Genomic DNA, 12,274 nt, shown 5'->3' with positions numbered 1-12,274 from the left:
CCACTTTTCACCCGCTTGGCGATTTTTTAAACCCAGCCTTAGTCCTGCTAGGACAAGGTTTAATAAAATCACCAATCTGGCAAAAATTGAATTTTGCTAATCATCCCTATTTATGCAAAGGTCTCTAACTAAATATCAAAAAACAATAAATTATGCTTTTAATGATTGATAATTACGATTCATTTACTTACAACTTAGTGCAGTATTTTGGCGAGTTGGGACAGGTGGTTGAGGTGCGCCGTAATGATGAAATTACGGTTACTGAGATTGAAAAACTTGCGCCTGAGTTTTTGGTCATCTCGCCTGGGCCTTGCACACCAAATGAGGCGGGGATTTCGATTGAGGCAATTAAGCACTTCTCTGGCAAGATTCCAATGCTAGGAGTATGCCTGGGATTTCAGGCAATGGCTCAGGCGTTTGGCGGCAAGATTATTGGCGCTAAGAAAATCATGCACGGCAAAGTGTCTAAGATTCATCATACTGGTAAAGGCGTATTTAGTAGCCTTAATAACCCACTAAATGCCACACGCTATCATTCACTGGTAGCCGAACAATCCAGCCTACCGGATTGTTTTGAGATTACCGCTTGGACTGAAGATGAGCAAGGCAAAATTGATGAAATTATGGGTATTCAACATAAAGAAATGACGATTGAAGGCGTGCAATTTCATCCAGAATCTATCTTGACTGAGCAAGGTCACGAAATGCTGGGTAATTTTTTAAACAAAAAATAAGAGAAAAAGGAAATAAAAAATGGACATACTAGAGTTTTTATTAAACGACAACCAAATTTTTACCACCATTACGCTATTTGTTTTAGTCGCTTTACTGATTGGCAGTATTGTCGCTGACAAATTAAAAAAATACGAGGATGTAGATGCCAATGGCGCAGTTGCATTAATGGATGAAAAAAATTTAATCGTATTGGATGTGCGTGAAGCCAAGGAGCGCAAAACGGGCTTTATTGCGAATGCTGTGCATATTCCACTAAGTCAAGTCAAAAACAAACTTGGCACCCTGGACAAAAGCAAAAAGGTACTGGTGTATTGTCATAGAGGCTCACGCTCAGCACACATTTCAGGGTTATTGACACGCAACGAGTTTGAACAAGTTTACAATCTAAAAGGTGGCATCCAAGCTTGGAAAAAAGCCAATTTACCAATAAAAACCAAATAAAACTTATATGAAAAAAAATATAATTTATTGCTCTGATTCTTGTCCATTTTGCCAAAGAGCTTACCAATTATTAGAAAGCAAAGGCATTCCTTTTAAAAAATATTATGTCAAAGACCAAAACGATTGGGATGAAGTGAGGGAAAAAACTGGCAGAAATACTGTACCGCAAATTTTCATCAACGGCGTGCATGTGGGAGGTTTTGACGACCTATCTGCCGCCAATCAATCTGGAAAATTGGACAAAATTCTGAATGAATCATAATCTTAGCATTATTGGCGCTGGCGCTTGGGGAAGTGCGCTGTCAATTGCACTGGCAGACAATTTTGACACCATCTACTTACATACTCATACTCAACAAGAAGTCGATACGCTACAACCAAAACACCCTGCTTTGGCTGTTAATTATGCGTCAAATATAGAGCTTACTTTTGATTTATCGCGCGTACAGGATGTTCACAGTGTTTTAATCACAGTGCCGAGCTATGGCTTTACAGCCACACTCAAGACACTGCGACCTTTGCTAACAAGCAAGCAACCTGTTGCTTGGGCGACTAAAGGCTTTGACACCGATGGGCAGTGCTTTTTACACGAAAGTTTTGAGTCAATTCTAAGCAAACACTCAGGTTGCGTTATCTCAGGACCTAGTTTTGCCGTTGAAGTTGCCAATCAAAAACCCACGGCACTCACTGTTGCCTCAACGGATAAAAAAATCCGTGATTATTGGGCACAAGCAATCAATACCAAGACCCTCAGAGCCTATACTAATGATGATGTGGTTGGCGTAGAAGTGGGTGGTTCTGTTAAAAATATTCTGGCAATTGCCGCTGGCATAGCCTCAGGCTTAGGCTATGGTGCCAATACTCAAGCGGCACTGATTACCCGTGGTTTGGCTGAAATGGTGCGCTTAGGTGTGGCATTGGGGGCAAATAGCGCTACTTTTAATGGGCTATCAGGGCTGGGAGATTTGGTATTAACCTGCTCTGATGACTTGTCAAGAAATCGTCGATTTGGCAAGGAACTGGCAAATGACAAAAGCGTTGAACAAGCGTTAAATAATGTTGGTACAACTGTTGAAGGGTTGAATACCTTGGGGTTGGTTTTATCAATTGCAAAAAAACATCGGATTGAAATGCCAATTTGTGAACAAGTTGACCGAGTTACCCAAGGTCAAGCAACACCAACTGAGGCAGTCAATTATTTATTGTCAAGGACACAAATTAACGAATGACCCTTGATCTACTAAGGCATGGGGAGCCAGAAGGTGGTCGCCTGTATCGTGGCAATCTGCTTGACGACTCTCTAACTAAAAAAGGCTGGCAACAAATGCAAGTCTCAACCGATGGCAAATACTGGGATTTTATTGCCACTTCGCCTATGCTTCGTTGTCATGCATTCGCTCAACATCTATCGCAAACACTGCACATAGAAATGCAAGTATTTGAGTCATTAAAAGAAATAGGTTTTGGCGATTGGCAGGGTCGAAATGTTGAAGAGATTGGACAACAAAAAGTCAATCAATTTAAACAAAACCCTGTAGATAATCGACCATCTGGTGCAGAAGATTTGTATGCTTTTCAGGATCGAGTTTTAGACACATTCATGCGAATAACACAAGAAAAAACATCACAATCGGTATTAATTATTGCCCATGCAGGTGTAATTAGAGTGATTAAATCTTATTTACTTAATTTACCTATTGAAAAAATGTTCACAATAGAAGTTGCTTCTGCATCTTGTGAGTCGTTTGAAATATGAAAAAAATCTTATTTGTGTTTATTATTACTTGGGCTGTAACAGCACAGGCTTTCAACCTCTGGGATTGGATCTCATCAATTAACGCCTTAAATACACCAAACTTTGATGAAATTAAAGATACCAATCAAAGAAAAATTGCTTTTTTTGGTTACTTGTTGCCAATGGTAGAAGAAGAAAATAGGAAAATTAAACTTGTTCGTTCGCTGATTAAAAACAATCAGTTCAATGACAGCCAAATCAAAAAACTAGCCAAAAAATACCGTGTTAAAAATATCAGCAAAAAAGCGCTGTTAAATGCGATAGACACCATCCCCACTTCTTTGGCATTAGCCCAAGCAGCGATTGAATCTAACTGGGGTAGATCTAGGTTCTCCAAACGCTGGCATAATTATTTTGGCATTTGGTGCTTTAGTCCAGGCTGTGGTATCGTGCCTGAAAATCGCAATAAAAATGCCAAATACGAGGTCAAGAATTTTTCCTCAACCAACAAATCCATTGAATATTACCTACTAAATATTAACCGCAACTATGCCTACGAACTGCTTAGAAAAATCAGAGCTTACAAACGCAAACATAATCTTAAACTCACTGGCACCAGTCTTGCCGAAGGACTGGATAAATACTCAAACATTGGTTATGAATATATTGAATTGGTGCAGAGTATTATTAGACAAAACAATCTAACTCGGTTTGATTAGGCATTAAAAAACCCGCAAACTGCGGGTTTTATTAATGAAGCGAAAATAAATCTTAACGCTTTGAATACTGCTCGCTCTTACGCGCCTTCTTGTGTCCGACTTTTTTACGCTCTACAGTTCTTGCATCACGAGTAACAAAACCTGCTTTACGCAAATCAGGCCTAAGGTCGCCGTCATATTCCATTAACGCACGGGTAACACCCAAACGAATAGCACCTGCTTGACCTGTGTCACCACCACCCTTAACCATGATTTTAAAATCAAACTTGTCTCTCATATCAACAGTATCTAGTGGTTGATTAATAATCATTGAAGAAGTCTCACGACCAAAATATTCGCTCATTGGGCGTTTATTAACGGTAAATATACCTTTACCTTTAGTCATATAAACACGAGCTACTGAAGTCTTTCTTCTGCCTGTTGCGTAAAATGTTTGCGTTTTTGCCATAATAATCTCTTACCTTAAATATCTAAAATTAAATCTCTAAAAGCTGGGGTTGTTGTGCACCATGTGTGTGCTCACTACCTACGAATACTTTCATTTTTCTGAACATATCTCTACCTAAAGGGCCTTTTGGCAGCATACCTCTCACTGCCTTGTTGATAATTTCTTCAGGCTTTTTCGCTTGTAAATCTTTGAATGCGATTGATTTCAAATTACCCACATAACCCGTATGGTGGTAATACATTTTATCGTTAAATTTATTACCTGTTACTTTAACTTTCTCAGCGTTAATAATAACAATGTAATCACCTGTATCGGTATGCGGCGTATACTCAGCCTTGTGCTTACCACGAAGGCGAGAGGCAATCTGTGTTGCCAAACGACCCAGTGTTTTACCATCAGCATCAACTAATAACCAGTCTCTTTTTACTTCATGTGCCTTAGCGCTAAATGTTTTCATAAATCTATCTTCGTGCAAAATAATCGCATTATTATAATCACTTTTGGATTTGAATGTTGTCTATTCTACTAAATACTGTAGACCTTTGCATAAATATGAATAATCATCAAAAATCCACTTTTCACCCGCTTGGCGATTTTTTAAACCCAGCCTTAGCCCTGCTAGGACAAGGTTTAATAAAATCACCAATCTGGCAAAAATTGAATTTTGCTAATCATCCCTATTTATGCAAAGGTCTCAATGAATTTAATTTACACTAGCAAAAAGTTTACTCATGCTTTAATGTTAACATTTCTCATTACTTTACCAACTGCAATTTACGCTAGTGGCAATAGCATTATCAATCTAGCCTTTAACAAATCTGCCACACAATCTAGTGCATATCCATACTCTACTATCCCTATTGTCAAAAGAGCAGCAAATAGCACTCGTAGACAAGATAGTGATACATTCTTTACACAAATGGGCAACGAAGTTAGTTTGAAAGGAGAAAATAACCTTGCTGTAACAAGTGGTTACATCCGAATAGGTGACAGTAATAGCCAATGTGATTTTAATAACGAAGGGGCAATCCGTTATAACACAACGACCAAAACGATTGAATTTTGTAACGCTATCACTTGGAGTTCTGTTAACGAAATTCTTAGTTTCGATTGGGCTTGCCAACTAGGATCGGCAAGTTCCATAGGAGGGAGCGCGCATGCTTGTGTCTTAAAAACCGACAACACCGTTGCATGCTGGGGAGATAATACATTCAAACAAACTATGGTGCCAGATAGACTAATTGCCAAGCAAATTGCGGTGGGAGGTTATCAAGCCTGCGCCTTAAAAACCGATAACACCGTTGAATGTTGGGGAGACTCAAGTATTCCAGGCTCAGTACCAAGTGGACTAATTGCCAAGCAAATTGCGGTGGGAGGAAATTTGCTTGCCTGTGCCTTAAAAACCGATAACACCGTTGAATGCTGGGGGGAGACTCAGCACCAGATGGACTAATTGCTAAGCAAATTTCGTTAGGATTCTCTCATTCCTGTGCCTTAAAAATTGATAACACCGTTGAATGTTGGGGAAAAACACATATGGAGAAGGTGATGTACCAAAAGGATTAATTGCCAAACAAATTATATTGGGAGGTTATCATGCCTGCGCCTTAAAGATCGATAACACCGTTGAATGTTGGGGAAAAAACACAAAAGGACAAACCCTAGTACCAAAAGGATTAATTGCTAAACAAGTTATGGTGGGGTTCTATCATACCTGTGCCTTAAAAATCGACAATACCGTTGAATGCTGGGGAAAAAATTAAACGGGGAGAATAAGGCATTAGACGGTTTAATTGCCAAACAGTTGTAAGGCAATAAAATACTTTATCACAATCCTAAAAAATCCAAGCAGTTGCTTGGATTTTTTTATTGTCATAAATTAAAACCATCAAAATGCCTGAATACCAAAAAACCCCCGTAAAAAAACAATCAAGAATCCATTTTTCGCCCACTTAGGCAATTTTCTAATGGAGACCTTTGCATAAATAGGGATGATTAGCAAAATTCAATTTTTGCCAGATTGGTGATTTTCTTAAACCTTGTCCTAGCAGGGCTAAGGCTGGGTTTAAAAAATCGCCAAGCGGGTGAAAAGTGGATTTTTGATGATTATTCATATTTATGCAAAGGTCTCTACTAGTATTAATAAAGAGCAAGGTGCTTGGTGGGAAGTTGACTTAGGTGCTGTTAAAACTATTAACCAAATCATTATTTACAATCGCACTGATTGCTGTGAAGATAGACTGAGCAACTACCAAGTTACTATTTCCACTAAAACAACCAATACCTATCAAGAAAAATTTAGTTCTGAGCCCCATCCTAAAGCCGTCATTAATCTGGGTAAATATGGCAAGAAAGGTCGTTATGTTAAAATTCAACTATTAGACGATAACTATTTGTCTCTAGCAGAAGTAGAGGTTATGGGTCCAGACAAAGGAGATGAAGATGCTTTTTTTGTGCAAATAGGCGATGAAGTTAGCTTAAAAGAAAAAAATAACCTCGTTATAGCAGGTGGTTATATCCGAGTAAGTGACAGCAATAGCCAGTGTGATATCAATAGCGAAGGAGCAATTCGTTACAATACTCTTAATAAAATAATTGAGTTTTGTGATGCTATTGCTTGGAATCCGATTAATGCAACTCCTGATTGTGATTGGGTTTGCCAGTTAGGGTTGGCGAATTCTGCAGGAGGGCTTTATCACTCTTGTGCCTTAAAAACTGATAGCACTGTTGAATGTTGGGGAGACAACTCACACAAACAAACCAAAGTGCCAAAAAGACTAATTGCCAAACAAATTGCGTTGGGAGGGTATCACACCTGTGCGTTAAGAGCCAACAACACCGTTAAATGTTGGGGACTTAATATAAACAAACAAACTGAAGTGTCAAAAAGACTAATTGCCAAGCAAATTGCATCGGGAGGGTATCACAGCTGCGCTTTAAGAAAAGCCAACAACACTGTTGAATGCTGGGGGCTTAATGGAAGCGAACAAACCGATGTGCCAAAGGGACTGGTTGCCAAGCAAATTGCGTTGGGAGTGTTTCATACCTGTGCTTTAAGAACCGACAACACTGTTAAATGCTGGGGGCTTAATGGAAACAAACAAACCGATGTGCCAAAGGGACTAGTCGCCAAGCAAATTGCGTTGGGAGAGTTTCATTCTTGTGCCTTAAAAACTGACAACACCGTTGAATGCTGGGGGAAATCAAGTGGACATATCGCAGTGCCAAGTGGCTTAATTGCTAAGCAGTTATAAAGTAGTAAAATACTTTAGTTACCAACCCTAAAAAATCCAAACAACTGCTTGGATTTTTTATCGTCATAAACAAAACTATTGAAATACTCAAATACAAAAAACCTCGTAAAAAACAATCAAAGGGGCTGATGTGAGGTCCCAACAAATGGGCAGTTAAAAATGAGACTTAAAAATAATTTAGCGATTTTTGAAATGCTGATCACTTGCCATAAGCCTTAGTTTCAACATAAAACAAGTCATGCGTTGGTTTTGTCTTTCGACTTGGCAGAGGTATGAGAAAGCCACAGATGAAGTAGAGGTACCCAAAAAGGTTGTTATAATGAGATTTTTTTTGGAATTAAAACTCTTGTACCAGCGATGATTAACTCACACGCACATCTTGATTTTGACGATATGCAGGCAATTGCACAAAATGCGGTAGCAATTGTGCCGAGTGTGGGTAGCCAAAACTGGAACATTGTACAATCGTATCCTTACTTTGCACTGGGCATACATCCTTGGATGGTTGAACATCATGATAGCCAAGACTTAGAGCGTTTAGAATATCTAATTAAATGCAATAATCCAATCGCAATCGGTGAATGCGGATTGGATTATGCTAAAAATATCAACAAAGAAAAACAACTGCACTTCTTTACTGCACAATTAGCCATGGCGCAAAAATACGATTTACCCGTGATTATCCACAGCGTCAAATCAACTGAAGATGTAATTTTCTTACTCAAAAAATACCAAAAAATCAAAGGTGAAATTCACGGCTTTTCGGGCAGCGAACAACAGGCTAATACATTGATAAAAATGGGATTTTATTTGGGTTTTGGCATACAAATTACCAACCCAAAATCTACTCGTTTACGAGAAATCGTTAAAAATTTACCCCTACAATCACTGCTCATTGAAACTGACGACCATATTGTTCCTCAAGATTTGTCCATAGTAGCCGAAGAAATCGCCAAACTCAAACAAATATCGTTGAAAAAACTCATCACACAATGTGATAATAACGCTATTTTACTTTTTGGACTTTCATAATGAGTGGGAGCTGTGCACGCACTGAGATATTATTAGGTCAACAAGGATTAGCACGATTAGCAGAATCTCATGTGTTGATTGCTGGACTGGGTGGTGTTGGCGGTGCTTGCGCCGAAGCCCTATGTCGTGCTGGCGTTGGTGCATTAACTTTGGTGGATTTTGATATGATAGAAAGCACCGACCTTAACCGACAGCTGATTGCCCTTAACGCAACATTAGGCAAATACAAGGTGGATGTTTTAGCCAACAGATTGCATGATGTTAATGCGGATACCGTGATTATTAAGCGTAATGAATTTATCGATAGAGACAAAGCGCAAGCCATTGCCCTTGAGCAAGATTTAGACTTTGTTGCCGATTGCATTGATGCTATTGCCTACAAAACTGTACTGATTGACAGCTGTAATCAATCTGGCAAGTTGATTATCTCCAGTATGGGTGCAGGCGGGCGATTAGACCCAACCAAAGTGGGAATTTCCCGCATGGACAAAACCCAAAATTGCGCCTTGGCCAGAGAAATGCGCAAACAACTCAGGCGCATTCATGCCTCGCTGAAATTCCCTGTTGTACACTCCACCGAAGTGCCTATTAAGGCATTACCACATCAGGCAGTTACTGTCACTGATGCCACACCTGCAGGCAGACCTAGAGCAGTGAATGGCGCTATTTCTTATATGCCCAATATTTTTGGCTTGATGATGGCAGGACATATTATTCAAAATTTATTACATTCTTAAGGATAATAACATGGTTAGTACTAAAACCCCAGTTTGCAATTTTGACACGCCTGCAATTGATTTTAACCTTAAAGGTGTGGATGAGAAAATGCACAGCTTAGCAAGTTGTAAAGGCGAAAATGGACTGTTGATAATGTTTATTTGCAATCATTGCCCGTATGTTAAGGCCATTATTGAGCACATTGTCACAGACACTAAAGAACTACAAACATTGGGGCTGAATGCAGTGGCCATTATGTCCAACAACACCGATGAATACGAGGCTGATTCTTTTGAAAATATGCAAAAAATTGCCAAACAAATGAACTTCTCGTTCCCTTATTTAATTGATGAAACCCAAGAAGTGGCAAAAACATACGGCGCAGTTTGCACGCCTGATTTCTTTGGTTACAATGCCGACTTAAAACTACAATACCGAGGTCGATTAGATGCATCACGCAAAGAATCTGCTCCAATAGATGTTAAACGAGATTTACTTGATGCCATGCGTCAAGTTGCGAACACTGGACAAGGTCCAATAGAGCAAATCCCATCAATGGGCTGTTCAATTAAATGGAAGTAAAATACAGTCTTTTAACCCAACAAATATGATGATAAATTTAATGGAAAACAAAAGCAAAATGCCCGCATTCTTAAGATCTGGTTTTAGGATTCTATTCTTTGCTGCTGGCGCAGGGTCATCGCTTTTAATGCTGGCTTGGTTGTTATTTTTTACCCAGCAAGTCAGTGTTGAATTTAACACCCATTATTGGCACGCACACGAGATGATTTTTGGCTATACGATGGCTGTTGTTGTGGGGTTTTTATTAACGGCAACACAAAACTGGACAAAACTTAAAACAATCAATGGCTATCCTTTATTGTTTTTAGGGGTGGTGTGGTTGATTGCCAGAGTACTGTCTGTAATGGAAAGTGATTATATTTTTTATCAAATGATGGCTGACTTAGTCTTCTTAATCTTTTCTTTATTGTTCATAGCCCTTCCCATTGTTAAGGCCAAAAACTGGCAGAATTTACCCATCATTTTCAAGTTGCTGACCTTTGTTATTGCTAACATCTTATTTTATATCGGCGCTTTGGGCTACCTAGAGAATGGACAATATCTAGGTATTTACATTGCTTTTTATACAGTTGTTGCGCTTATTTTGATGATGACACGCAGATTGATTCCATTTTTTATTGAAAACGCTGTATCTGCTAATATTGAGTTGAAGAATTCTAAATTCTTAGACCTGAGTAGTTTGGTTTTATTTGTTGTATTTGCCATTGATATCATCTTCTTTAAAACGCATATAACGCAAATTAGTGCTTTATTTTTATTTGTCATTCATAGTATCAGAATGATCTATTGGCACCATAACGGGATTTGGAGCAAGCCATTGCTTTGGGGGTTGTATGTTGCCTATGGAATGATTAATTTCGCGTTTTTATTAACTGTTATTGACTATTTTATAGCCTTGCCACAAAATACGGCAACACACAGTTTTGCGATTGCCATTGGGCTCATCACACTCAGCATGATGAGTAGAGTTGCCCTTGGTCATACAGGTAGAAATGTCTTTTCACCGCCAAAAGCACTGGGTGTTATGTTTGCTATGCTGGTTGCAGTGTTTATATTTAGGGTTATTGCCACCCTATTTTGGAGTGAGTATTATCCGCAATTTATCGTCATTTCCCAATTATTGTGGATTGCCGCATTTGGCTTATTTGTGTTGATATATGCCAAGATGTTTTTTCAAAAAAGAATTGATGGCTCATTTGGATAACAAAAAATGAAAATACCCAAACAATTAATAACACTAACAAAAGAACATCATTTATCATTATCACTGGCCAACAAGGCAATTAATGCAAAAAAATTAGACAATGAAATGGCAATATGCCAACAAATAGCAAAAAACTTTAAACGAGACTTTTTGAGCCATTTTAGCTTCGAAGAGCAGTATATTTTGCCACTACTAAAGCAAAATAATCAACAAGATTGTCAACGCATAATCAACGAACACAAGCAATTATTAAAATTAGCAAAAGACATTAATGCTAACAATCTATTAGAATTTGGAGCATTGCTAAAAACCCACACTAGATTTGAAGACAGAGTGTTATTTAAGCAAATACCGGCAGATAGCCTACATAAAATACCAACTTAGTTGTGCCAAATATTAATGGGCTTGTTTGATTAAGCGTCTAGTGTTGATTGACTATAACACCATGCAATATCGTTAAAAACGACTCTGGTGTTAAAAATTTGTTACCCTAAGTTTTATCCAAATCAGCATTCGGCTTCAGTTTGATGATTTCATCAATCGTTTTACCCTGATGTATCAGTCTTTTCATATGCTTTGCAACCAGCACCAACATATCTCGATAACGCACTAAAGCCGCTTTATCACCTAACACCGGCCATGTCCAGGTATGATTTGTGTCTGTTCATCAACTTGACTCAAAACCTGATTAACATTGCAAATCATACCTTCAACACTGTCACCACTGGATCCATCAATAAAAGGATACAAACTGAAACTCCCCCACTTGACTGGACACAAAATTAATAGTTTACGCATTATTTTTTCTGTATCAATAATCTTTTTTGAGGTTTGGAGCAAAGCCCCAACCTGGACTTGTTCCAAGTCCTAACTTAAGGCTTAATATTAGGTTAGGATGTTACCTCTTTTCATAATCATTGGGTGAATAATAATCAATCGTTGAATATCGCCTAATTTTGTTATAAAACACTTTGATATATTCAAAAATAGCACTGCTTGCCTCCCTCCTAGTTTGATAAGTTTGCTGATTGATTAACTCTGTTTTTAGGGTATTAAAAAAGCGCTCAGCAACTGCATTATCATGGCGCTCACCCTTTCTGCTCATACTTTGGGTGATGTTATTTACTTTTTGCCTGCTTCGAAGACTTTGTGGTCTAGTTTTCCAATAGTAGTATCCACCTTTAGATACTTTCATACACCGACATAAAACAGTAATCGTTAAAACTGGTGAAATAGTTTGATACAAAGCATTGTAATTCTCTAAATTTTAGTTTACAATACTAAAAGTTATGACACAAATACAACAAAAAACCTTAATTGCCACCACTATCATTATTGCCATAGCAGGCTTAATCACCTCGCTTAATATTAGCAACCCAGAGCAGTCCGATACATCAGTATTTAACA

20 protein-coding genes and 1 pseudogene are annotated in these 12,274 nt (G+C 38.4%); 16 read left to right on the top strand and 5 right to left on the bottom strand.

Annotated elements, in window-relative coordinates:
- Nucleotides 1-152 precede the first annotated feature (152 nt).
- The 6 genes from CRYPD_RS06000 to CRYPD_RS05975 are packed head-to-tail and all read left to right on the top strand — an operon-like array spanning nt 153 to nt 3,630.
- Nucleotides 153-734, top strand: a complete 582-nt coding sequence (locus tag CRYPD_RS06000; protein WP_138146692.1) for an anthranilate synthase component II — start codon at nt 153-155, stop codon at nt 732-734.
- Nucleotides 735-753: 19 nt separating this feature from the next.
- Nucleotides 754-1,176 (top strand): rhodanese-like domain-containing protein, encoded by a 423-nt coding sequence (locus tag CRYPD_RS05995; protein ID WP_138146691.1) that lies wholly within the window; start codon nt 754-756, stop codon nt 1,174-1,176.
- A 7-nt stretch (nt 1,177-1,183) separates the two neighbouring features.
- Nucleotides 1,184-1,438 carry a glutaredoxin 3 gene (grxC, locus tag CRYPD_RS05990; protein ID WP_138146690.1) on the top strand — a complete coding sequence of 85 codons (255 nt, stop codon included), beginning with the start codon at nt 1,184-1,186 and terminating at the stop codon, nt 1,436-1,438.
- Nucleotides 1,428-2,405 (top strand): NAD(P)H-dependent glycerol-3-phosphate dehydrogenase, encoded by a 978-nt coding sequence (locus CRYPD_RS05985; protein WP_138146689.1) that lies wholly within the window; start codon nt 1,428-1,430, stop codon nt 2,403-2,405. The genes grxC and CRYPD_RS05985 overlap by 11 nt, the downstream gene beginning before the upstream one ends.
- Entirely contained in the window at nt 2,402-2,932 is a 531-nt protein-coding gene (locus tag CRYPD_RS05980) for a histidine phosphatase family protein (RefSeq protein WP_138146688.1), read from the top strand. Before CRYPD_RS05985 ends, CRYPD_RS05980 begins: the two co-directional genes overlap by 4 nt.
- Entirely contained in the window at nt 2,929-3,630 is a 702-nt protein-coding gene (locus CRYPD_RS05975; RefSeq protein ID WP_138146687.1) for a glucosaminidase domain-containing protein, read from the top strand. The genes CRYPD_RS05980 and CRYPD_RS05975 overlap by 4 nt, the downstream gene beginning before the upstream one ends.
- Nucleotides 3,631-3,682: 52 nt before the next feature.
- On the opposite strand, the gene rpsI is transcribed toward CRYPD_RS05975, so the two are convergent.
- Together rpsI and rplM are read right to left on the bottom strand one after the other, a co-directional pair.
- Nucleotides 3,683-4,078, bottom strand: a complete 396-nt coding sequence (rpsI, locus tag CRYPD_RS05970) for a 30S ribosomal protein S9 (protein ID WP_138146686.1) — start codon at nt 4,076-4,078, stop codon at nt 3,683-3,685.
- A 28-nt stretch (nt 4,079-4,106) separates the two neighbouring features.
- Nucleotides 4,107-4,535, bottom strand: a complete 429-nt coding sequence (rplM, locus tag CRYPD_RS05965) for a 50S ribosomal protein L13 (protein WP_138146685.1) — start codon at nt 4,533-4,535, stop codon at nt 4,107-4,109.
- A 95-nt stretch (nt 4,536-4,630) separates the two neighbouring features.
- Here rplM and CRYPD_RS08095 point away from each other — a divergent pair, with 95 nt between their 5' ends.
- The 4 genes from CRYPD_RS08095 to CRYPD_RS05950 are packed head-to-tail and all read left to right on the top strand — an operon-like array spanning nt 4,631 to nt 5,841.
- On the top strand, nt 4,631-4,795 hold the full coding sequence (locus CRYPD_RS08095) for a hypothetical protein (protein WP_171004363.1): 165 nt from the start codon (nt 4,631-4,633) through the stop codon (nt 4,793-4,795).
- A gap of 22 nt (nt 4,796-4,817) precedes the next feature.
- A complete protein-coding gene (locus CRYPD_RS05960; protein ID WP_171004362.1) occupies nt 4,818-5,531 on the top strand; it encodes an RCC1 domain-containing protein in 714 nt (237 codons plus the stop codon).
- Nucleotides 5,498-5,644, top strand: coding sequence for an RCC1 domain-containing protein (locus tag CRYPD_RS08455; protein WP_138146683.1), 147 nt, complete (start codon nt 5,498-5,500; stop codon nt 5,642-5,644). The genes CRYPD_RS05960 and CRYPD_RS08455 overlap by 34 nt, the downstream gene beginning before the upstream one ends.
- Nucleotides 5,596-5,841: an RCC1 domain-containing protein gene (locus tag CRYPD_RS05950; RefSeq protein WP_138146693.1), complete on the top strand. Its 246-nt coding sequence runs from the start codon at nt 5,596-5,598 to the stop codon at nt 5,839-5,841. Before CRYPD_RS08455 ends, CRYPD_RS05950 begins: the two co-directional genes overlap by 49 nt.
- A 201-nt stretch (nt 5,842-6,042) precedes the next feature.
- Here CRYPD_RS05950 and CRYPD_RS08090 read toward each other — a convergent pair whose 3' ends face one another.
- Entirely contained in the window at nt 6,043-6,192 is a 150-nt protein-coding gene (locus CRYPD_RS08090; protein ID WP_171004361.1) for a hypothetical protein, read from the bottom strand.
- Here CRYPD_RS08090 and CRYPD_RS05945 point away from each other — a divergent pair.
- The 6 genes from CRYPD_RS05945 (at nt 6,181) to CRYPD_RS05920 (ending at nt 11,251) form a co-directional block, all read left to right on the top strand.
- On the top strand, nt 6,181-7,332 hold the full coding sequence (locus tag CRYPD_RS05945; protein WP_138146682.1) for a galactose-binding domain-containing protein: 1,152 nt from the start codon (nt 6,181-6,183) through the stop codon (nt 7,330-7,332). The two genes, CRYPD_RS08090 and CRYPD_RS05945, sit on opposite strands and share 12 nt — an antisense overlap.
- Nucleotides 7,333-7,689: 357 nt before the next feature.
- Nucleotides 7,690-8,364 (top strand): TatD family hydrolase, encoded by a 675-nt coding sequence (locus tag CRYPD_RS05940; RefSeq protein ID WP_138146681.1) that lies wholly within the window; start codon nt 7,690-7,692, stop codon nt 8,362-8,364.
- On the top strand, nt 8,364-9,101 hold the full coding sequence (locus tag CRYPD_RS05935; RefSeq protein WP_138146680.1) for a tRNA threonylcarbamoyladenosine dehydratase: 738 nt from the start codon (nt 8,364-8,366) through the stop codon (nt 9,099-9,101). The genes CRYPD_RS05940 and CRYPD_RS05935 overlap by 1 nt, the downstream gene beginning before the upstream one ends.
- A 10-nt stretch (nt 9,102-9,111) precedes the next feature.
- Complete coding sequence (locus tag CRYPD_RS05930) at nt 9,112-9,663, top strand: thioredoxin family protein (protein ID WP_138146679.1); 552 nt, start codon at nt 9,112-9,114, stop codon at nt 9,661-9,663.
- A 40-nt stretch (nt 9,664-9,703) separates the two neighbouring features.
- Entirely contained in the window at nt 9,704-10,867 is a 1,164-nt protein-coding gene (locus tag CRYPD_RS05925) for an NnrS family protein (RefSeq protein ID WP_212743997.1), read from the top strand.
- A 6-nt stretch (nt 10,868-10,873) separates the two neighbouring features.
- Nucleotides 10,874-11,251 (top strand): hemerythrin domain-containing protein, encoded by a 378-nt coding sequence (locus CRYPD_RS05920; protein WP_138146677.1) that lies wholly within the window; start codon nt 10,874-10,876, stop codon nt 11,249-11,251.
- Between the two features lie 106 nt (nt 11,252-11,357).
- On the opposite strand, the gene CRYPD_RS08085 is transcribed toward CRYPD_RS05920, so the two are convergent.
- Together CRYPD_RS08085 and CRYPD_RS05915 are read right to left on the bottom strand one after the other, a co-directional pair.
- Complete coding sequence (locus CRYPD_RS08085) at nt 11,358-11,501, bottom strand: hypothetical protein (RefSeq protein WP_171004360.1); 144 nt, start codon at nt 11,499-11,501, stop codon at nt 11,358-11,360.
- 264 nt (nt 11,502-11,765) lie between these two features.
- Nucleotides 11,766-11,984 (bottom strand): annotated as a pseudogene (locus tag CRYPD_RS05915) (IS3 family transposase); the annotation flags it as partial.
- Nucleotides 11,985-12,274: the final 290 nt, after the last annotated feature.

The organism is Bathymodiolus heckerae thiotrophic gill symbiont, from assembly GCF_900180345.1.
Classification (GTDB): domain Bacteria; phylum Pseudomonadota; class Gammaproteobacteria; order PS1; family Pseudothioglobaceae; genus Thiodubiliella.
This window is presented reverse-complemented; position numbering and strand designations above follow the sequence as displayed.

Excerpts from the sequence above, each read along its gene's own strand:
- CRYPD_RS08095 (WP_171004363.1), top strand. The coding sequence starts at position 4,631 with ATGAATAATCATCAAAAATCCACTTTTCACCCGCTTGGCGATTTTTTA.
- CRYPD_RS05950 (WP_138146693.1), top strand. The coding sequence starts at position 5,596 with ATGTTGGGGAAAAACACATATGGAGAAGGTGATGTACCAAAAGGATTA.
- grxC (WP_138146690.1), top strand. The coding sequence starts at position 1,184 with ATGAAAAAAAATATAATTTATTGCTCTGATTCTTGTCCATTTTGCCAA.
- CRYPD_RS05940 (WP_138146681.1), top strand. The coding sequence starts at position 7,690 with ATGATTAACTCACACGCACATCTTGATTTTGACGATATGCAGGCAATT.
- CRYPD_RS05975 (WP_138146687.1), top strand. The coding sequence starts at position 2,929 with ATGAAAAAAATCTTATTTGTGTTTATTATTACTTGGGCTGTAACAGCA.
- CRYPD_RS08090 (WP_171004361.1), bottom strand. The coding sequence starts at position 6,192 with ATGAATAATCATCAAAAATCCACTTTTCACCCGCTTGGCGATTTTTTA.
- CRYPD_RS08455 (WP_138146683.1), top strand. The coding sequence starts at position 5,498 with ATGCTGGGGGGAGACTCAGCACCAGATGGACTAATTGCTAAGCAAATT.
- CRYPD_RS05925 (WP_212743997.1), top strand. The coding sequence starts at position 9,704 with ATGGAAAACAAAAGCAAAATGCCCGCATTCTTAAGATCTGGTTTTAGG.
- CRYPD_RS06000 (WP_138146692.1), top strand. The coding sequence starts at position 153 with ATGCTTTTAATGATTGATAATTACGATTCATTTACTTACAACTTAGTG.
- CRYPD_RS05935 (WP_138146680.1), top strand. The coding sequence starts at position 8,364 with ATGAGTGGGAGCTGTGCACGCACTGAGATATTATTAGGTCAACAAGGA.
- CRYPD_RS05945 (WP_138146682.1), top strand. The coding sequence starts at position 6,181 with ATGATTATTCATATTTATGCAAAGGTCTCTACTAGTATTAATAAAGAG.
- CRYPD_RS05960 (WP_171004362.1), top strand. The coding sequence starts at position 4,818 with ATGTTAACATTTCTCATTACTTTACCAACTGCAATTTACGCTAGTGGC.
- CRYPD_RS05985 (WP_138146689.1), top strand. The coding sequence starts at position 1,428 with ATGAATCATAATCTTAGCATTATTGGCGCTGGCGCTTGGGGAAGTGCG.
- rplM (WP_138146685.1), bottom strand. The coding sequence starts at position 4,535 with ATGAAAACATTTAGCGCTAAGGCACATGAAGTAAAAAGAGACTGGTTA.
- CRYPD_RS05995 (WP_138146691.1), top strand. The coding sequence starts at position 754 with ATGGACATACTAGAGTTTTTATTAAACGACAACCAAATTTTTACCACC.
- CRYPD_RS05930 (WP_138146679.1), top strand. The coding sequence starts at position 9,112 with ATGGTTAGTACTAAAACCCCAGTTTGCAATTTTGACACGCCTGCAATT.
- rpsI (WP_138146686.1), bottom strand. The coding sequence starts at position 4,078 with ATGGCAAAAACGCAAACATTTTACGCAACAGGCAGAAGAAAGACTTCA.
- CRYPD_RS05980 (WP_138146688.1), top strand. The coding sequence starts at position 2,402 with ATGACCCTTGATCTACTAAGGCATGGGGAGCCAGAAGGTGGTCGCCTG.
- CRYPD_RS05920 (WP_138146677.1), top strand. The coding sequence starts at position 10,874 with ATGAAAATACCCAAACAATTAATAACACTAACAAAAGAACATCATTTA.